Here is a 19126-nt window from a genome sequence, read left to right as displayed (position 1 = left end):
CAAGCATGCAGCGATAATGAGAAGCGTTCAGTACAGCGAGCGCTTCCCGCCAACGCCTTTCCGCCTCCGCCCATGCCCGCCCCTTCCCAGCGCTACACCACGGCGCAGCTCGACGCCATGCGTCAGCGCCACGGCTTCAGCGTGCGCTTTCTCTCCACCGTCTCCGAAAACGATTGCATCTTCGAAGGCCAGGTACAGGAGCACCAACTGCCTTCGGGCCTGCAGCTGGTCAGCTCCGACATCCGCATCAACCATGGCTATGAATCCACGTCCGAGCATCCGCGGCGCTTCACCGCCGTGGTCCTGCTGGACGGCCAGGCCGAGCTGCAGCTGCCCGCCGCCCGCAAGGCCCTGAGCGTGACGCGCCATGCCGCAGCGGCATTCTCCTGCGGCGACACCGAGGTGCTCAAGGCCACCCATGCGGCAGGCCAGACGGTGCGCGGCTTCAACCTGTCCATCGAGGCGCCCGAGGCCTGCGCCGATGCCGAACTGGCCGAGCTGCTGCACCACACCCTGCAGCAGTCCGGCCCGCCGCTGCATGCCTGGTCGCTGCCCGAGCATCTGGCGGTGTCGCTGCGCCAGCTGCTCGATGGTGTCTGGAGCGGCAGCCTGGCCCGGCTGCACCGCGAAGGCATTGCGTTGCAGGTGCTGGCCTGCGCGCTGCAGGCACATGCGCAGCCGCGGCCTGCGCCCTCGCCGCGCATCCATCCCCGGGACAGGCGCGGCCTGGAGCGCGTGCGCGAGTGCATGGATGCAGCGCCGGGCCAGGCGCACAGCCTGGACGACCTGGCGCGCCTGGCCTGCATGAGCCCGACCACGCTGCGCGAGAAATTCCAGGCCGCCTACGGCCAGACCGTGTTCGGCTGGCTGCGCGAGCGCCGCATGCAATTGGCGCGCGAACGGCTGGCACAGGGCTGGAGCGTGCAGGAAGCGGCCGACTGCGTGGGCTTTCAGCACGCCAGCAATTTCGCCACGGCCTTTCGCCAGCGCTTCGGCCACGCACCCAGCCAAGGCAGCCTGCGTCGCAAACCATAGGACTGGCGTCGCCGGGAACAGGCGGCGGCGGCTCACATTTCCCACAATCCGGGCTCACACCCAGGACCATGGAAATGATGAGCATTCGCATTCAAAACCCCACCCCGCGACACCTCCAAGGCGCGCGGACCCCGCTGTCCCTGCTGATCTGTGCCCTGTGTGCCGCCCCTGCGCCAGCAGTCTGGGCCGCCGACGAGGACAGGCCCCCTGCCAGGAAAGGCGACACCGAACTGGGCACCGTCACCGTGCGCGCCGCCGCCGATGCGGGCACCACCGAAGGCACGGCGCGCTACACCAGCGGCGCCACAGGCACGGCCACGGGCCTGCAACTGTCGGCGCGCGAAACTCCGCAGTCGGTCAGCGTGATCACGCGCCAGCTCATGGACGATGCAGGCCAGCTCACGGTCTCGCAGACGCTGGAGGCTTCCGCCCCCGGCCTGTCGGTCAGCCGCAGCGACAGCAACCGCTACCAGTTCTCGTCGCGCGGCTTTGGCGTCAGCAACTTCCAGTTCGACGGCCTGGCCTCGCCCATCAACAGCCTGTGGAACTTCGGCGCCACCGACATGGACACCGCCTTCTACGACCGCGTGGAAATCGTGCGCGGCGCCACGGGCCTGCTCAATGGCTCGGGCGATCCGTCGGCCACGGTGAACTTCGTGCGCAAGCAGCCGCTCGAGACGGCAGGCGGCCATGCCTCGCTGACGCTGGGCCGCTGGAACCTGCGCCGCGCCGAGGCCGATCTGTCCCTGCCGCTGGACCGCGAAGGCCGAGTGCGCGGCCGCGTCGTGGCCGTGCAATCGGACAGCGATAGCTACGTCAGTCACTTCGGCCAGCGCAGGCAGGGCCTGTACGCCGTGGTCAGCGCGGCCCTGACGCCCGCCACCCGGCTCGTGACCAGCCTCGAATACCAGAAGAACGCCAGCCCCGGCATGGGCGCCGGCTTTCCGCTGTTCTATGCGGACGGCAGCCGCACGGCCTTCGACCGCTCGGTGTCCAACAACACGCGCTGGTCGCATTTCGGCACCGAGAACACCACGGCCACGCTGGACCTGACGCACCGCCTGGACAACCGCTGGCTGCTGCGCGCCGCCTACAGCCGCAACGAAGGCAACTACGACATGCGCTACGTCTACCGGGGCGGCGCGCCGGACGCCACCACCGGCCTGGGCATGGCCAACTCCTTCATCAAATACCGGGGCGACCGCTCCCGCGACAGCCTGCACCTCACGGCCAGCGGCCCGGTCGCGCTGTTCGGGCGCCAGCACGAGATTGCCGTGGGCTGGAACCATGTGCGCGACGACATCGACATCCGCCGCTATGCACCGCTGGGCACGCCGCCTGCCACGGACAACTTCCTCGACTGGCGCAACGGCAGCCTGGCCGAGCCGGGCTGGTCCGACGTCTCCAACGGCGGCGACGACAGCCGCATGCGCCAAAGCGGCGGCTATGCCGTGGGGCGTTTCTCGCTGGCCGATGGCTGGACGGCCGTGGCCGGCGCCCGCCTGAGCCGCTGGTCCACGCGCCAGAACTACTTCGGCAGCCTGCGCGACTACCGCTACAGCAACGAAATCACGCCCTACGCCGGCCTGCTGTGGGACATCGATGCCCGGCACACGGCCTACCTGAGCTACACGGAAATCTTCACGCCCCAGAACTACCGCGACAAGCAAGGCGGCATCCTGGACCCCGTCACCGGCCAGGCCTTCGAGCTGGGCCTCAAGGGCTTCTGGCTGCAGGACCGGCTGCAGGGTTCTGCCGCGCTGTTCCAGACCCGCCAGGACAACCTGGCGCAGGACACGGGCGAGTTCATCGACGGCACCACGGACCAGAAGGCCTACCGGGGAGTCAAGGGCGCGCAGGTGCGCGGTATCGATCTGGAACTCAGCGGCGAGCCGGCCCGGGGCTGGCGCATGGGCGCCAGCTACACGCACTACACGGCACGCAGCGCCAGCGGCGCCGCCTTCAACACCACGCACCCGCGCAGCCTGGTCAAGCTCACGGCCATGCGCAGCTTCGAGGGTGCGCTGCAAGGCCTGAGCCTGGGCGGCAACCTGCGCTGGCAAAGCCGCATCTGGCAGAACGTGACCAACCCGCTGCGCCAGAGCGTGCAGGTCGGCCAGGGCAGCTACTTGGTGGTCAACCTCTCGGCCCACTACCGCATCGACCCCACCTGGTCGGCCAGCGTGCAGCTCAACAACCTGCTGGACCGCCAGTACTACAGCCAGATCGGCTTCTACAACCAGGGCTGGTGGGGCGAGCCGCGCAATCTGACGGTGAGCCTGAAGGCGGATTTCTGAGCTGTATCGGCATCGGCAATGCCCACCTCACCCCGGTGCCCCGACGGGCGCCGGCCCACGCCATGGGGCGCACCGTGCAGATGCAGGCAGGAGCCGCAAAGCCGCATGGATGCGGACAGTTGGCAGCGTCGGGGGCGGATGCAGGAGAGGGGGCGGACCTTGTTCATGGGCGGGTCCAGGAGGCTTGCGCCGTGGTTGCAGGAGCCATGACGGGCGCACGCTGGCGCAATCCATTCTCATTTTCCGAGCAAGGCCGAACAGGTCATTCGCCCGCCGCATGACGTCCTGCCAAAACATTGATTGACGTCAAGACAGCCACCGCCCAGCATTGGCCCGCCTGAAAAATCCGCCGCTGGCCCCAGCCGCTGCGCCACCAGAACATCGACAAGGAGACATCCCCATGCCCCGTACCCTTTCACGCAAGCAATTCCTGCGCGCGGCCGCGCTGCTTGGCGCCACGCTGCTGCCCCTGCCCCAGGCCTGGGCGGATGCCTATCCCACCCGGCCCGTCAAGCTGGTCGTGCCCTTCGCCCCTGGCGGCAATACCGATGTGCTGGCGCGCATGGTGGCGCAGGGCCTGTCCGAATCGCTGGGCCAGCCCGTGATCGTGGAAAACATCTCCGGCGCCAACGGCTCCATCGGCGCCAGCCGCGTGGCTTCGGCGGCCAATGATGGCTACACGCTGCTGTTCGGCACGGCCGGCACCCAGGCCATCAACCAGAGCCTGTACAAGAACCTGAGCGAGAAGAGCCTGGGCGATTTCGAGTACGTGGCCCTGGTGACCACCATTCCCAATGTGCTGGTCGTCAACGAGACGCGCACGCCCGCCAGGACGGTGAAGGACCTGGTGGCACGCGCCGCCGCGCAAAAGACCGGCATGAGCTATGGCTCGCCGGGCAGCGGCTCCACGGTCCACCTGTCGGGCGAGCTGTTCAAGAGCGCCACCCAGCTGGACATGGTGCATGTGCCCTACAAGGGCAGCGCGCCGGCCCTGACCGACCTGCTGGGCGGCCAGATCGATTTCATCTTCGAGAACGTGACGCCCGCCCTGCCCTTCGTGCAGTCGGGCAAGCTCAAGGCCCTGGCCGTGACCTCCGAGCAGCGCCTGCCCGCCCTGCCCGATGTGCCGACCATGAAGGAAAGCGGCTACCCCACCTTCGTGACCGGCACCTGGAACGGCGTGCTGGCACCCAAGGGCACGCCGGCCGCCATCGTCAAGCGCCTGGAAGAGGCCACGCTCAAGGTGGCGGGCCATGCCGACTTCAAGTCCAAGGTGACGGCACTGGGCGGCGAAGTGCGCCTGCTGGACTCCAAGGCCTTCCGCGAATTCACGCGGGCCGAGTACCAGCGCTGGAATGCGATCGTGCAGACGGCGAAGCTGGAGCGGCAATAACGTCGGCTCCGGTCCCCGCCTCCGGCGCCCGCTGGCGGCGGGCCCAGAACGGCTCGGCAGCCCAGCGCTGCTCCAGCGCGTAGTAGTGCTGGTGATGGGTGCGGTACGCGGCGCGTATCGTGCCGATCCACGCATTCCAGGCAGGCAGCGCATCGGCATCGCCCGCCAGGCTGCGGCGCACGGCCTGGGCGGCCTCGCTGCCCGTGACCAGGCTGTTGAGCAGGCCCTGCGATGCCAGGGGATCGAAGGACAGGCCTGCATCGCCCACGGCCAGCCAGTCCGGCCCGCTGGCTGCATCAAGCCATTGTTCGTGGGCGGCGGCCACGCGCAGCGGCTCCAGCACCCGGCTGCCCCGGCTGCGCGCGCCCACCAGGGCCGTGTGATGCGCCATTTCCAACAGATCGGCCGTGCTGCGCAGGCGCCGGGCTTCAGGCAGGTCGATATCGGTCTGCCAGGCAATCACGCAACTGCCATCGGGCAGGTCGGCGCTGTACCACCAGCCTTCGGCGTCCGATTCGATCATGGTGGTGCCTGCATGCTCATGCGATGGCGGCTCCACCCAGGCGTGAAAGCAGACCAGGCGGCCACCACGGTGGACCTGGGCGCCCGCCTGCCGGGCCACGCGGGCCGCGCGGCCCGTGGCATCGACCACGATGCGGCAGGACAGCTCCAACGGGCCGTGCGCCGGGTCGCCCTGCACCCTATCGATCAGGCAGCGCCAGCGCATGGGTGCGCCCGGTGGCTGGCGCTGCATGCTGCGCAGCGTGGCGGGCACCAGGCAGGGCACGCCACGGCTGCGCGCAGCCTCCAGCAGAATGGCGTCGAAGCGCTTTCGGTCCAGGTGCCAGCCCGCGCCATGCGGGTCGAACAGCGCGTCCTGAAAGATGACCTCGGAGCTTCCCCACAATGACCGCCGCGACCAGGCAGGACGGTGGCCCTGTGCCGCGAATGCATCCCACACGCCCAGGTCGGACAGAATCACCCGGGCCGCAGCGGGCAGGGTTTCGCCAATGGCCCGCCCAGCCTGCACGGCGCGTCCTACCAGCGCCACGCGGCAGTGCCCTGCCAGTTGCGCGGCAACGGCCGCGCCCGCCGGACCTGCGCCCACGACGAGCACATCCAGTTCATCCGGCAGTGGCGCGGCGGCCATGGCGTGCGACGGCATGGCCGGCACTCAGCGCGGCAGCACCGGGCCGCGCTGCGTCATGGCGCGCAACTGCTGCTCGTTGTCTGCATCGAAGGGCTCGATGCGGGGAGGCGCCTCCTGCCCGTCCGGTTGCACCGCAGTCTTGACTATGTGCAACGGCGCCGGGGCGATGCGGTTTTCCACCTGCATCACCGGCGGGAAGTCCTTGTCGCCCCGCAGGCCGGGCCGGCTCTCGATGACGCCCATGTCACCGAAGTGGCTGATCATGCGGTTGATCTCGCTCTCATAGCCTTCCTCACCCAGTGTGCGGAACCACGACTCGCGGCGGTTGAAGGCAGCGACACGCTGCTCGCGCGGCAGTTCGGTGTCGATGACCCTTTCATAGGCCTCCTGCGTCAGCACCTGGTTGGGCACGCGGGCCGGCCAGAACGTGGGCAGGTAGGGGTCGTAGCGTGGGCCATAGCCGGCGTAATAGCCGCTGCGGCAGCTGGCGGTGTCGGTCTGCCAGGGGACCGCCATCCAGCGCGTGAGGTCGCCGGCCACCTGCGCATACAGCGGCCCGCTCTCTGACAGGGCCACCGCAGGCGTGAGCCGGGAGCCGTAGAGCTGCAGCTCGGGCGGGTTCACTGCGGCCTCGCGGATGCGGAACGGCGCCCGGTACATGCTGGCGTGCCGCATGGGCCAGGTGATCTCGCAGCCCGGATGGAAGGCGTCGGCCAGGCAGTCGTCCATGGCGGCATGGTCGAGCATGGCCGGCTGCTCCTGCAGCGGCACGTCGGCGAGCTGGGCAGGGTACTGCTGGCCGGGTTTCCAGTCGGACAGGAAATGGCCACCGGCCCACAGGTCCAGCATTCTCAGTTGCGTGGGGGTCAGCGCCGCATGCTGGCGCGGTGTGTCGGCGGGTGGCACGGCCATGGCGTCGCCATACAGCCAGGGCCAGGGCTGGGGAGATGCGCCATCACGGTCAAAGCGGCGGAAGGCATTGGCCACCTGCTGGCGCAGCTCGGCCCAGGTCGTGCCCGGGCTGTTGAGCCTGGCGATCCACGCCTCGTCATCTGCACTGGCCGCCCCGCCCCAGCCGAACTGGGATGCAAAGCCCTTGTTCGCCCACTGCAGGCTGCTCTGGCGCTGGAGTATGGGCAGGATGTGCCGGCTGAAGGAGACGTGCAGCGGGAAGGCGGCCATGCCCGAGTGGATGTACACATCCTCCATCAGGTCCTTCATGGTGCGCACCGACTTCATCTGCGGGCCGTAGTTGGGCGGCGCAACCGTGACCCATGCCGCATCCACCGGCACGGAAATGCCAGCCACGACGACCTTGGCACGCACGGGGCCGTCGGCCACATCGTCATGCCAGCCCTCGTTGTTCGCAAATGTGGTGGCCTTGGAGCCATCCACGGAGGCAGAGACGCCACGGCCTCCCAGCACGAGAAGCTGGCCCGTCTTTTCAATGCGCAATTCGCCCAGATAAACCGGCTTGCCGCAGAAACTGCCGCTGTCGAATGCCACCGGGGCCGAGCCTTTGGCAATGCAGCGGGCTCCGGGTCGAATGGCCAGGCTTTTCCGGTCCTTCACCGTGGCATTGCGCAAAATCGTGGGATCGGCCGTTGCGGCTTCAGGCACGTCCAGCGCCAATTGGAATTGATACCAAGCGGCCTTGGTATTGGCCAGTTCGACTTCCCATTCGATCTGGTCCTGGTCGGACGTGAGTTCACGCACCACCTCGCCCGCAGCGTTGTAGCCGTAGATGCGAAAGCGCGCAGCCTGCCGCTTGAGCGCGCCCTGCGCATCACGCAGGCTGCCCGGCGCCATGGGCGGCACATGCATCAGCTCGGGGCCGACATAGTACTCATCCGGACTATTGCCAATACGCGCCACACCAATTCCCGGGTGTATGGCTGCACGCACAATGGTGGAGTCGATTCCCATTCGTCGCCCTTTCAGTTGCTGAGGCACTGATTGCAACAAACAGTATCAAAAAAGCCGAGACAAAGTTAATTATCGGGAATCAACAATCCATAGCAAGGTAAGAATGAGTTCAATTGAACCCATTCATTCGCCAATAGATGGACTGCTATTGATAATGAATTAGCAGGATAAATATCGATTCACAGCAGCACGATGTCGTATTGCTCCTGTGCCATGGCTGTCTCGGCCTGCAGGGAGATGGGCTTCTTGATGAAGTCGGACAGGCCTGCCAGGTGCTGGCTTTCCTCGTCCAGGAACATCTCCACCACCTTGGGCGAGGCCACGATGCGGAACTCGCGCGGGTTGAACTGGCGCGCCTCGCGCAGGATTTCGCGCAGCACCTCGTAGCAGACGCTGCGCACGGTCTTCACATGGCCCTTGCCCTGGCAGACCGGGCAGGATTCGCACAGCATGTGGGCCAGCGATTCGCGCGTGCGCTTGCGCGTCATCTCCACCAGGCCCAACTGCGAGAAACCGCCCGCCATGGTCTTGACGCGGTCGCGCCCGAGCTGGCGCTTGAATTCGGACAGCACCTCGGCCTGGTGGTCGTCCCGCACCATGTCGATGAAGTCCACGATGATGATGCCGCCCAGGTTGCGCAGGCGCAGCTGGCGCGCGATCTGCTGGGCCGCTTCCAGGTTGGTCTTGAAGATGGTGTCGTCGAAGTTGCGCGCCCCCACGTAGCCGCCGGTGTTGACGTCCACCGTGGTCAGCGCCTCGGTCTGGTCCACGATCAGGTAGCCGCCGGACTTGAGGTCCACGCGGCGGCCCAGCGCGCGGGCGATTTCCTCGTCTATGGCGAACAGGTCGAAGATGGGCCGCTCGCCGCGGTAATGCTGCAGCTTGGGCACGGCCGCCGGCATGTATTCCTGGCCGAAGGTCATGAGCAGGGCGAACTGCTCCTTGGAGTCGATGCGGATGCTCTGCGTGCCCTCGCCCACCAGATCGCGCAGCACGCGCTGAAGCAGGTTCAGGTCCTGGTGCAGCAGCGACATGGGCGGCAGGCGCACCGAGGCGTCCTTGATGCGGCTCCAGGTCTTGCGCAGGTAGCGGATGTCGTCGGCCAGCTCGGCGTCGCTGGAGTCCTCGCCATTGGTGCGCAGGATGAAGCCGCCGCCCCCGCCGGTTTCCTTGGTGCCCACCAGGCCCTGCAGGCGGGCGCGCAGCGCGTCGCGCTCGCCCTGCGGGATTTTCTGCGAGATGCCGATATGGTCGTCCTGGGGCAGCAGCACCAGCAATCGCCCCGCAATGCTGATCTGCGTGGACAGGCGCGCACCCTTGGTGCCGATCGGGTCCTTGATGACCTGCACCATGATGGTCTGGCCTTCGAAAACCTGCTTTTCAATGGGCACGACAGGCATGTCCTTGCGCGCGAACATGGGGGCCTCGCCCCCTTCCTGCCGCTGCCAGACATCGGCCACGTGCAGGAAGGCCGCGCGCTCCAGGCCGATGTCGATGAAGGCCGACTGCATACCCGGCAGCACGCGCGAGACCTTGCCCAGATAGACGTTGCCAACCAGGCCGCGCTCCAGCGGGCGCTCCATGTGCAGCTCCTGGACGGCGCCGTTCTCGATGATGGCCACGCGCGTTTCCTGTGGCGACCAATTGATCAGAATGTCTTGCTGCATGCTGTGCCTGTGGTGTGCTTTGTCGTTTGTATTTCTCGGCCATGGCGGCCCGGCAATCATTGCGCCGGTGGCCGCTTGCCACTATCTTGCCGCGCCATCCGCTGCCATCGGCGGTCTGCGCATGCCTGCACGCCCCTGCGGGCCCAGGTCGGGGAGCCGGCCTACAGTGCCCAGCCCAGCTCGCGCAGCAGCGCCGCCGTCTCGAACAGCGGCAGGCCCATGATGCCCGAGTAGCTGCCGTGCAGCCACTGCACATGGGCCGCCGCGCGGCCCTGTATGCCATAGGCGCCGGCCTTGCCCATGGGCTCGCCCGAGGCCACATACGCGTCGATCTGCTGCGCGCTCATGGCCGAGAAGCAGACCTGGGACACCGACAGCGCAGCCAGGCGCCGCGTGCCGTGCTGTATGGCGACGGCGGTCAGCACCTCGTGCTCGCGGCCCGCAAGCGCGGTCAGCATGCGGCGGGCATCGTCGGCATCGGCAGGCTTGCCAAGAATGCGGCCATCCAGCGCCACCGTGGTGTCCGAGCACAGCACGGGCGCCACCGCCAGGGCGCGGCGCGCATGGCGGGCCACGGCGGCATCGAGCTTGAGCGCGGTGACGCGCTGCACATAGTCGCGCGCTGCCTCATCGGCCAGTTCGGCCTCTATGGCCTCGGCATCTTCGGCAATGTCGCCCTCAGCGTTGGGCAGCAAAAGCTCATGGGCCACACCCAGCTGCTCCAGCAGCTGGCGGCGGCGGGGGCTCTGGGAGGCAAGGTAGATGAATGGCGGCATGATAAGAATGAGAAATGCCTTCAGCCCTTTGTTGCAAAGCGCTGAAGGCTATCAAAATCATAGTATCACGAGATCCTCGGATCCGCGTGACAGGGCCGCTGGCAGAGCCTGGGAGCCGGGACAGGCCCTATTCCCGGTGGTAGGGATGGCCGGCGTTGACCGACCAGGCACGGTACAGCTGCTCGATGAGCAGCACCCGCACCATGGCATGCGGCAGGGTCAGGTCCGACAGGCGGATGCGCTCGTGCGCAGCCTGCCTGAAGGCGGGGTCCAGTCCGTCCGGGCCGCCGATGATCAGGGCCACGTCGTCGCCCTCCAGCTGCCAGCCCTGCAGGCGCTGGGCCAGTGCCTTGGTCGTCAGATTGGTGCCGCGCTCATCGAGCACGACGATGCGCGTGCCACGCGGAATGGCGGCTTCGATGCGCTTGCGCTCGGCCGCGTACAGGGTCTCTACCGTCTTGGAGCCGCGCGGCTCGGTCTTGACGGCCTTGAGCTCCACTTTGAGCTCCGGGGGAAAGCGCTTGGCATAGTCGTCGTAGGCCGTCTGTGCCCAGTCGGGCACATGCTGGCCCACGGCCACGATCAACAGCTTCATGCAGCGTCAGTCCCGAACCGTTCAGGCCTTGGCGCGGGGAGCGCGCTTGGCGGCCGGCTTTGCAGCAGCACCTGCCTTGGGCTTGGCGGGAGCGCGGTTGACCACCACGGTCTTGATGGCCTTGGGCGCTGCCGTCTTGCGGGCCGGCGCCTTGGCGGCGGCCGACTTCACGGCGGCGGACTTGGGAGCGGCCGACTTTGCAGCAGCCGTACGGGATGCGGCCGGCTTGGCAGCTGCGGAACGGGGCGCAGCGGCCTTTGCAGGAGCTGCCTTCTTGGCAGCGGGCTTCTTGCCTGCGGCGGGTGCGGCGGCAGAAGCGGCCTTCTTGGCAGCAGGCTTGGCGGCCGTTGCAGCAGCCTTCTTGGAAGCGGCCTTCTTGGCCTTTTCCTCGGCCTTGTCGGTGGCGGCCGAGCGCGTGGGCTTGGGAGCACCCAGCTTCAGGCGCACAGGCGTCTCGCCCCAGATCTCTTCCAGCCGGTAGTACTGGCGGATGGCTGGCTGCATCACATGGACCACGGCCTGGCCGCAGTCCACGATGATCCACTCGCCGTTTTCTTCGCCTTCCTGGCGTGGCACGGGAAAACCGGCCTGCTTGACGGCGTCGCGCACGCTGGATGCCAGCGCCTTGGTCTGGCGGTTGGAGGTGCCCGCAGCCACGATCACGCGCTCGAACAGCGGCGAGAGCTTTTCGGTATTGAAGACCTGGATGTCTTGGGCCTTGACGTTTTCGAGGCCGTCAACAATGGCGCGTTGCAGCTTGGTCACGTCGCGCTTGGCTGCGGAATCCGATTTGGTGGAAGTGGTCATCAGGCGGTGATCAGTGGAATAGAAATGGGATCAATATAGCGCGAGCGCCGTGCGGCCCGTAGAGGGCTTGGCTGTAGCGGCGCTCCAAAATGCATGGAGTTCGCCCACAGATCGCCGGAAGATTTCGCGCCGAAGAAAGTGGAGAACGCAGCCAACGCTGCGCCTCAAGCTATTGAAATTATAGTTTTGCCGCCTATTCCCTTGCACGCGCGGATTTCGCCACGCGGCCGGAGATGGCGGCAATGGAACTCAAAGCCAGTCGCGACGCACCAGGAATTGCTCCAGCAGCGCCCGCTCGGGCGTGCCGGGCGCGTCCTCGCGCTGGTAGCTCCAGCTCGCATGCGGGGGCATGGACAGCAAGATGGATTCCGTGCGCCCGCCGGACTGCAGGCCGAAGTGCGTGCCCCGGTCCCAGACCAGGTTGAACTCCACGTAGCGGCCGCGGCGGTAGCGCTGGAAATCGACCTGCTGCTGGCCGTAGTCCATGGCCTGGCGGCGCTCGACGATGGGCAGGTAGGACTCCAGAAAGGAATCTCCCACCGAACGCAGCATGTCGAAGCTTCGCGCCTGGCCCAGCTCAGAGAAGTCGTCGAAGAAGATGCCGCCGACGCCGCGCTGCTCGTTGCGGTGCTTCAGGCAGAAATATTCGTCGCACCAGGTCTTGAAACGCGGGTAGAGCGTGTCGCCAAAAGGCGCCAGCGCATCGCGGCAGACGCGGTGAAAGTGCTGTGCATCTTCCTCGAAGCCGTAGACCGGTGTCAGGTCCATGCCGCCGCCGAACCAGCAGGTGGGCTCGTTGCCCGGATGCCCTGCCGCACCTGAGCCCGCCGCACCTGAGCCGGCCGCAATCATTCGCACATTCATGTGTACCGTAGGCACAAAAGGATTGCGCGGGTGGAAGACCAGGGACACGCCCATGGCCTCGAAAGGCGCACCCGCCAGTTCAGGCCGGTGCTGCGTGGCCGAGGGCGGCAGCTGCGGCCCGCGCACATGCGAGAAGCCGCAGCCCGCGCGCTCGAACACGCGGCCGCCCTCCATGATGCGGGTGATGCCATCGCCCTGCAGGCGCTCGCCGGGGCCCTTGCTCCAGGCGTCGGACAGAAAGCGTGCACCGCCCTCGCCTTCCACCTGCTCCAGCGCCTGCGTGATGCGGGCCTGCAGGCCCGTCAGGTACTCGCGCACCTGGGCCACGGGCAGCGCCTGCCCGGTCGATTGCTCTGCCATGGACTCAGTTCTTCACAGCACGGAAGCCGATGTCGCGGCGGTACTGGGCACCATCGAAATGGATGCCGCGCGCCACGTCATAGACTTTTTGCTGGGCCTGCTTGACGCTGTCGGCCAGCACGGTGACGCACAGCACGCGGCCACCGCTGGTGACGGGCACGTCGTCCTTGAGCTGGGTGCCGGCATGGAAGACCATGGCGTCGGCGGCGTCCTGCGGCAGCCCGCTGATGGCATCGCCCTTGCGCGGGTCCTCGGGGTAGCCGGCCGCAGCCATGACCACGCCCAGCGCCGTGCGGCGGTCCCATTGCAGCTCGACCTGGTCGAGCTTGGCATCGGTGGCCGCCAGCATGACGTCCACCAGATCGCTCTTGAGGCGCATCATGATGGGCTGGGTCTCGGGGTCGCCCATGCGGCAGTTGAACTCCAGCGTCTTGGGATGGCCGGATGCATCGATCATCAGGCCCGCATAGAGGAAGCCGGTGTAGGGAATGCCGTCCTTTTCCATGCCGCGGATGGTCGGCAGGATGATCTCGCGCATGGCGCGGGCATGCACGTCGGCCGTGACCACGGGCGCGGGCGAGTAGGCGCCCATGCCGCCCGTGTTCGGGCCCTGGTCGCCGTCCTTCAGGCGCTTGTGGTCCTGGCTGGTTGCCAGGGCCAGGACGTTCTTGCCGTCGCACAGCACGATGAAGCTGGCTTCCTCGCCGGCGAGGAATTCCTCGATCACCACGCGGGCGCCGCCGTCGTTGTGGGCCACGCCGTACTTGTTGTCCACGAGCATGAAGTCCACGGCGTCGTGGGCTTCCTGCAGCGTTGTAGCAACGACCACGCCCTTGCCTGCGGCCAGGCCGTCGGCCTTGACCACGATGGGCGCACCCAGGCGGTCCACGTAGGCATGGGCCGCCACCGGGTCGGTGAAGGTTTCATAGAGCGCCGTGGGGATGCCGTGGCGCGCCATGAAGTCCTTGGAGAAGGCCTTGGAGCTTTCCAGCTGGGCGGCCGCCTTGGAGGGGCCGAAGATGCGCAGGCCGTGGGCGCGAAACTCATCGACCACGCCGGCAGCCAGCGGAGCCTCGGGGCCGACCACGGTCAGCGCGACCTTCTCGGCCTGCGCCCACTCGCGCAGCGCCTGCGGGTCGGTGATGTTGAGGTTTTCCACCTTGCCGCCGGCCAGGCCCGTGCCACCGTTGCCGGGGGCCACATAGACCTTGGTCGATTTCGGCGATTCAGCCAGTTTCCACGCCAGGGCGTGCTCGCGGCCTCCGCCACCAATCACAAGAATTTTCATAGTTCAGCGTTGTGGTAGACGTCCTGTACGTCATCCAGGTCTTCGATCATGTCCAGCAGCTTTTGCATGCGGGCTGCGTCATCGCCTTGCAGGGCGATGGTGTTTTCCGGGCGCATGGTGACTTCAGCCACCTCCGGCGTCAGGCCCTTGGCCTGCAGCGCGTCGCGCACGGTTTCGAACTCTGCGGGTGCGGTCAGCACCTCGATGGCTCCCTCGTCATCGGTGATCACGTCCTCGGCGCCGGCCTCCAGAGCCACCTCCATGATCTGGTCCTCGTCGCTTCCGGGAGCGAAGATCAGTTGTCCGACATGCTTGAACTGGAAGGACACGGAACCTTCCGTGCCCATGTTGCCACCGTACTTGCTGAAGGCGTGACGCACATCCGCCACAGTGCGCACGCGATTGTCGGTCATGGTGTCCACGATGATGGCCGCACCGCCAATGCCGTAGCCTTCATAGCGGATTTCCTCGTAGGTCACGCCTTCGAGGTTGCCCGTGGCCTTGTCGATGTTGCGCTTGATGTTGTCGGCCGGCATATTGGCCGCCTTGGCCTTTTCCACCGCCAGGCGCAGGCGCGGGTTGGCGCTGAGATCGCCCCCTCCCGTGCGTGCCGCCACCATGATTTCACGGATGATGCGGGTCCAGACCTTGCCACGCTTTTCGTCCTGGCGGCCTTTGCGGTGCTGGATATTGGCCCATTTACTGTGTCCTGCCACAGGCTGTCCTTTGATATTGATTTAACCTTGCGGCTGGGATTTTACTTTTGACCGCATGCTCCCCCGAGGAAACCCGAAATGGCCGCTCCACTTCTGATCGCCCGCCACTCTGCCACAGAATGCCTGCTGCTGCCCGCACTGGCCAATCGACATGGCCTGATCACGGGCGCCACCGGCACCGGCAAGACCGTGACGCTGCAGAAAATGGCCGAGGGATTCTCCGAGATCGGCGTGCCGGTGTTCATGGCCGACATCAAGGGAGACCTGTCCGGCATCAGCCAGGCTGGCAGCACGGGCGCCAAGATGGCGGCCTCCCTGCAGGAGCGCGGCATCGAGATTCCCCAGCCCCTGGCCTGCCCCACCACGCTGTGGGACGTGTTCGGCGAGCTGGGCCACCCGGTGCGGGCCACGGTCTCAGACATGGGTCCGCTGCTGATCGGCCGCATGCTGGCCCTGAACGACACGCAGATGGGCGTGCTCAACCTGGTCTTCAAGATTGCCGACGACAACGGCCTGCTGCTGCTGGACCTCAAGGACCTGCGCGCCATGCTCCAGCATGTGGGCGACAACGCCAAGCAGTTCACCACCGAGTACGGCAACATCAGCGCGGCCAGCGTGGGCGCCATACAGCGCGGGCTGGTCGCCATCGAGTCGCAGGGCGGTGACAAGTTCTTTGGCGAGCCCATGCTCGACATCAACGACCTGATGCAGACCGATGCCGGCGGCAAGGGCGTGGTCAACATCCTGGCCGCCGAGAAGCTGATGAATTCGCCGCGCCTGTACTCCACCTTCCTGCTGTGGATGCTGTCCGAGCTGTTCGAGCGCCTGCCCGAGATCGGCGACCCCGACAAGCCCAAGCTGGTCTTCTTCTTCGACGAGGCCCACCTGCTGTTCAACGACGCCCCCAAGGTGCTGCTCGAACGCATCGAACTGGTGGTGCGCCTGGTGCGCTCCAAGGGCGTGGGCGTGTATTTCGTCACGCAAAACCCCATGGACGTGCCCGACACCGTGCTGGCCCAGTTGGGCAACCGCGTGCAGCATGCGCTGCGCGCCTTCACGCCGCGCGACCAGAAGGCCGTCAAGGCCACGGCCACCACCATGCGGCCCAAGCCCGGCCTGGATATCGAGGCCGCCATCACCGAGCTGGCCGTGGGCGAGGCCCTGGTGAGCTTCCTCGACGACAAGGGACGCCCCGGCATCACCGAGCGTGCCTACGTGATCCCGCCCGGCAGCCAGATCGGCCCCATCAACGAGGAGCAGCGCAAGACCCTGCTGGCACAGTCGCTGGTGGCCGGCGTCTATGAAAAGGCGGTGGACCGCGAGTCGGCCTACGAGGTGCTGCGCGGCCGCACGGCAGCGGCCGGCGACGGCGCAGCGCCAACCGGCACGGGCCCGGCCGGTGCTGCGCCCGCGGCAAGCGAAGGTGGCGCCATGATGGACGGGCTCAAGGACCTGCTGTTCGGCACCACCGGCCCGCGCGGCGGCAAGCACGACGGCCTGGTGCAGACCATGGCCAAGTCCACCATGCGCACCATGGGCAATTCGCTGGGCAAGGAGATCCTGCGCGGCGTGCTCGGCGGCATCCTGGGCAACAAGAAGCGCTGAAGCGCTGGCACACCGGTCCTGCGCCGCATCAAACACCATAGCACCCAGCCGTTGCCATGCAACGGCTGGCGCATTTCAGGGCTCTGAAAGCCCGCGCATGCGGCTATGATCGAAAGCGCCTCCATCCACTTTGCGGAACCGCACGCCATGACGACGAACAGCCCTCCCTCGCTGCCCACCTATGACGATGTCGCCGCCGCCGCTCGCCGGCTGGAAGGCGTGGCCCACCGCACACCCATACTGCGCAGCCGCACCGCCGACGAGCTGCTGGGCGCCCAGCTGTTCTTCAAGTGCGAGAACCTGCAGCGCACGGGCGCCTTCAAGATACGCGGCGCCTACAACGCGCTGTCGCAGTTCACGCCCGAGCAGCGCAAGCGCGGCGCACTGGCCTTCTCCTCGGGCAACCATGCCCAGGCCGTGGCCCTGGCCGCGCAGATGCTGGACATGCCCGCGCTCATCGTCATGCCCGAGGATGCCCCCGCCTCCAAGATGGCGGCCACGCGCTCCTACGGCGCCCAGGTGGTGACCTATGACCGCTTCACCGAGGACCGCGAGGCCATCTCCCGCCGCCTGGCCGACGAGCGCGGCATGACGCTGATCCCGCCGTTCAACCACCGCGACGTGATCGCTGGCCAGGGCACGGCGGCCAAGGAACTGTTCGAAGAGGTGCCCGACCTGGACTACCTGTTCGTCTGCCTGGGCGGCGGCGGACTGCTGTCGGGCAGCCTGCTGGCGGCCGGGCAACTGGCGCCGCGCTGCAAGGTCTACGGCGTCGAGCCCCAGGCCGGCGACGATGCCCGCCAGTCGCTGCGGGCAGGCCAGATCGTGCAGATCCCCACGCCCCACACCATTGCCGACGGTGCCCAGACCCAGTCCATCGGAGATATCACATTCGCCATCATCCGCGAGCATGTGGAAGATATCCTGGCCGTGGCGGACGAGCATCTGGTGCAGGCCATGCGCTTTTACGCGGAACGCAAGAAAATCGTGGTCGAACCCACGGGAGCGCTCTCGCTGGCGGGCGCCCTGCATGGCGGGGTTGCGCTGTCGGGCGCGCGCGTGGGCATTCTGATCAGCGGCGGCAATGTGGACCTGGCGCGCTACGCACGCTTTCTGCACGACTGAACCGCCCCCTGGCGCCGGCCGCAAATGCCGGCGCCCCTTTTTTCCAGAAGAAAACCATGAGTACTCTGCACCTGATCGACCACCCGCTGGTCCAACACAAGCTCACGCTGATGCGCCGCAAGGAAGCCAGCACCAACAGCTTTCGCCGCATGCTGGGCGAGCTGTCCACGCTGATGGCCTACGAGATCACGCGCGACATGCCGCTGCAGGACATCGAGATCGAAACCCCGCTGGAGACCATGACCGGCAAGGTCATCGACGGCAAGAAGCTGGTGCTGGTGTCCATCCTGCGCGCTGGCAACGGTTTCCTCGACGGCATGCTCAACGTCGTGCCCGGTGCGCGCATCGGCCACATCGGCCTGTACCGCGACCCCGAGACGCTGCAGCCCGTCGAGTACTACTTCAAGATGCCCTCCGAGATGGAAGAGCGCGACGTGCTGGTCGTCGATCCCATGCTGGCCACGGGCAATTCGGCCGCCGCCGCCGTGGCGCGCCTGAAGCAGCTGAACCCGAAGTCCATCAAGTTCATGTGCCTGCTGGCCGCGCCCGAAGGCGTGGCCACCATGCAAAAGGCCCACCCCGACGTGGACATCTACACGGCCGCCGTGGACCGCCAGTTGGACGCGCACGGCTACATCCTGCCGGGCCTGGGCGACGCGGGCGACCGCATCTTCGGCACCAAGTAGGCCTGGTGCACGCACCCACAAAAAAGCCGCACATCGTGCGGCTTTTTTGCTGGGGAGCGGGGGGCAGCGGGATCAATCCACCAGCCCCGCGTAGACGTGCTGCACGTCGTCATCGTTCTCGATGCCGGCCAGGAAGTCCTGCACTTCCTCCTGCTGCTCGGCCGACAGGCTGGCCATGCTGACCGGCGTCTTGGCCTTGTAGCCCAGCTTGGCCGACAGCACCTTGAAGCCCTGGGCCGGCAGCGCCTTGCTCACGGTATCGAGGTCCGTCGGGTCGGTGATGAACAGCGTCGTGCCCTCTTCCTCGCCGGGCTCGAAGTCCTGTGCGCCGGCCTCGATGGCGGCCAGCTCGGCATCGGCACCGCCTTCGGGCTCGCCCTCGATCATGCCCACATGGTCGAAGTCCCAGGCCACGGCCGTCATCTGGCCCTTGCGGAAGCACACGCGCATGTTGGGCGCCGTGCGGTTCACGTTGTCGGTCAGGCACTCGATCATCACGGGCACGCGGTTGGGGCCGTAGCCTTCATAGACCACGCGTTCGTAGTTGACGGCATCGGCACCCACGCCCGAGCCCTTCTTGATCGCACGCTCGAGCGTGTCCTTGGGCATGGAGGCCTTGCGGGCGGCTTCCACGGCCATGCGCAGGCGCGAGTTGCCTGCCGGATCGGCGCCGGCGCGCGCCGCGACGATGATTTCCTTGGCCAGCTTGCCAAACAGCTTTCCCTTGGCATCGGCGACCAGCGCCTTGCCCTTTGCTTTCCATTGCGCGCCCATGGCTGCTTTTCCCTTGCGGATTCTCTGGTGGGTAGGAGGCGCCGCCGACCGCCCCACGCAGG

Annotated in this window: 16 protein-coding genes; 6 read left to right on the top strand and 10 right to left on the bottom strand. The window is 67.0% G+C overall.

Features of this window, described 5'->3' with window-relative positions:
* The first annotated feature begins 72 nt into the window (after positions 1-72).
* The 3 genes from INR38_RS18175 to INR38_RS18165 all read left to right on the top strand — a co-directional run bounded on the left by INR38_RS18175 (position 73) and on the right by INR38_RS18165 (position 4725).
* Positions 73-1035 carry a helix-turn-helix transcriptional regulator gene (locus tag INR38_RS18175; protein WP_123691112.1) on the top strand — a complete coding sequence of 321 codons (963 nt, stop codon included), beginning with the start codon at positions 73-75 and terminating at the stop codon, positions 1033-1035.
* Positions 1036-1112: 77 nt separating this feature from the next.
* The gene (locus tag INR38_RS18170; RefSeq protein ID WP_242699103.1) at positions 1113-3332 is read left to right on the top strand and encodes a TonB-dependent siderophore receptor; all 2220 of its coding nucleotides are present in this window, start codon (positions 1113-1115) and stop codon (positions 3330-3332) included.
* A 400-nt stretch (positions 3333-3732) separates the two neighbouring features.
* Positions 3733-4725 carry a tripartite tricarboxylate transporter substrate binding protein gene (locus INR38_RS18165; protein WP_065345722.1) on the top strand — a complete coding sequence of 331 codons (993 nt, stop codon included), beginning with the start codon at positions 3733-3735 and terminating at the stop codon, positions 4723-4725.
* Here INR38_RS18165 and INR38_RS18160 read toward each other — a convergent pair.
* From INR38_RS18160 to INR38_RS18120, 9 genes are all read right to left on the bottom strand, one after another.
* Positions 4661-5890, bottom strand: a complete 1230-nt coding sequence (locus INR38_RS18160; RefSeq protein ID WP_207442629.1) for an FAD-dependent monooxygenase — start codon at positions 5888-5890, stop codon at positions 4661-4663. The genes INR38_RS18165 and INR38_RS18160 overlap by 65 nt on opposite strands.
* Positions 5891-5899: 9 nt before the next feature.
* Positions 5900-7801, bottom strand: a complete 1902-nt coding sequence (locus INR38_RS18155) for a LodA/GoxA family CTQ-dependent oxidase (RefSeq protein WP_207442630.1) — start codon at positions 7799-7801, stop codon at positions 5900-5902.
* Positions 7802-7980: 179 nt separating this feature from the next.
* Positions 7981-9468: a ribonuclease G gene (gene rng / locus INR38_RS18150; protein ID WP_013802635.1), complete on the bottom strand. Its 1488-nt coding sequence runs from the start codon at positions 9466-9468 to the stop codon at positions 7981-7983.
* 161 nt (positions 9469-9629) lie between these two features.
* On the bottom strand, positions 9630-10244 hold the full coding sequence (locus INR38_RS18145) for a Maf family protein (RefSeq protein WP_207442631.1): 615 nt from the start codon (positions 10242-10244) through the stop codon (positions 9630-9632).
* A 127-nt stretch (positions 10245-10371) separates the two neighbouring features.
* On the bottom strand, positions 10372-10839 hold the full coding sequence (gene rlmH, locus INR38_RS18140; protein ID WP_012205361.1) for a 23S rRNA (pseudouridine(1915)-N(3))-methyltransferase RlmH: 468 nt from the start codon (positions 10837-10839) through the stop codon (positions 10372-10374).
* Between the two features lie 21 nt (positions 10840-10860).
* Complete coding sequence (rsfS, locus tag INR38_RS18135) at positions 10861-11646, bottom strand: ribosome silencing factor (RefSeq protein WP_013802637.1); 786 nt, start codon at positions 11644-11646, stop codon at positions 10861-10863.
* Positions 11647-11895: 249 nt separating this feature from the next.
* Positions 11896-12870, bottom strand: a complete 975-nt coding sequence (gene hemF, locus INR38_RS18130; protein ID WP_207442632.1) for an oxygen-dependent coproporphyrinogen oxidase — start codon at positions 12868-12870, stop codon at positions 11896-11898.
* A gap of 4 nt (positions 12871-12874) precedes the next feature.
* Complete coding sequence (gene purD / locus INR38_RS18125; protein WP_207442633.1) at positions 12875-14158, bottom strand: phosphoribosylamine--glycine ligase; 1284 nt, start codon at positions 14156-14158, stop codon at positions 12875-12877.
* Positions 14155-14874 (bottom strand): YebC/PmpR family DNA-binding transcriptional regulator, encoded by a 720-nt coding sequence (locus INR38_RS18120; protein WP_012205357.1) that lies wholly within the window; start codon positions 14872-14874, stop codon positions 14155-14157. The genes purD and INR38_RS18120 overlap by 4 nt, the downstream gene beginning before the upstream one ends.
* 78 nt (positions 14875-14952) lie before the next feature.
* Here INR38_RS18120 and INR38_RS18115 point away from each other — a divergent pair, with 78 nt between their 5' ends.
* The 3 genes from INR38_RS18115 (at position 14953) to upp (ending at position 18290) form a co-directional block, all read left to right on the top strand.
* Positions 14953-16479 carry a helicase HerA-like domain-containing protein gene (locus tag INR38_RS18115; protein WP_099751535.1) on the top strand — a complete coding sequence of 509 codons (1527 nt, stop codon included), beginning with the start codon at positions 14953-14955 and terminating at the stop codon, positions 16477-16479.
* A gap of 147 nt (positions 16480-16626) precedes the next feature.
* Positions 16627-17604 carry a threo-3-hydroxy-L-aspartate ammonia-lyase gene (locus INR38_RS18110; RefSeq protein ID WP_034398468.1) on the top strand — a complete coding sequence of 326 codons (978 nt, stop codon included), beginning with the start codon at positions 16627-16629 and terminating at the stop codon, positions 17602-17604.
* A gap of 56 nt (positions 17605-17660) precedes the next feature.
* Positions 17661-18290, top strand: coding sequence for a uracil phosphoribosyltransferase (upp, locus tag INR38_RS18105; protein ID WP_012205354.1), 630 nt, complete (start codon positions 17661-17663; stop codon positions 18288-18290).
* A gap of 72 nt (positions 18291-18362) precedes the next feature.
* On the opposite strand, the gene INR38_RS18100 is transcribed toward upp, so the two are convergent.
* A complete protein-coding gene (locus INR38_RS18100; RefSeq protein WP_012205353.1) occupies positions 18363-19064 on the bottom strand; it encodes a YebC/PmpR family DNA-binding transcriptional regulator in 702 nt (233 codons plus the stop codon).
* Between the last annotated feature and the right edge of the window lie 62 nt (positions 19065-19126).

The sequence above is a fragment of the Delftia sp. SD018 genome (assembly GCF_017355445.1).
GTDB classification, from domain to species: domain Bacteria; phylum Pseudomonadota; class Gammaproteobacteria; order Burkholderiales; family Burkholderiaceae_C; genus Comamonas; species Comamonas acidovorans.
Note: the sequence above shows the minus strand (reverse complement) of the source record. Positions and strands in the feature narration are given on the sequence as shown.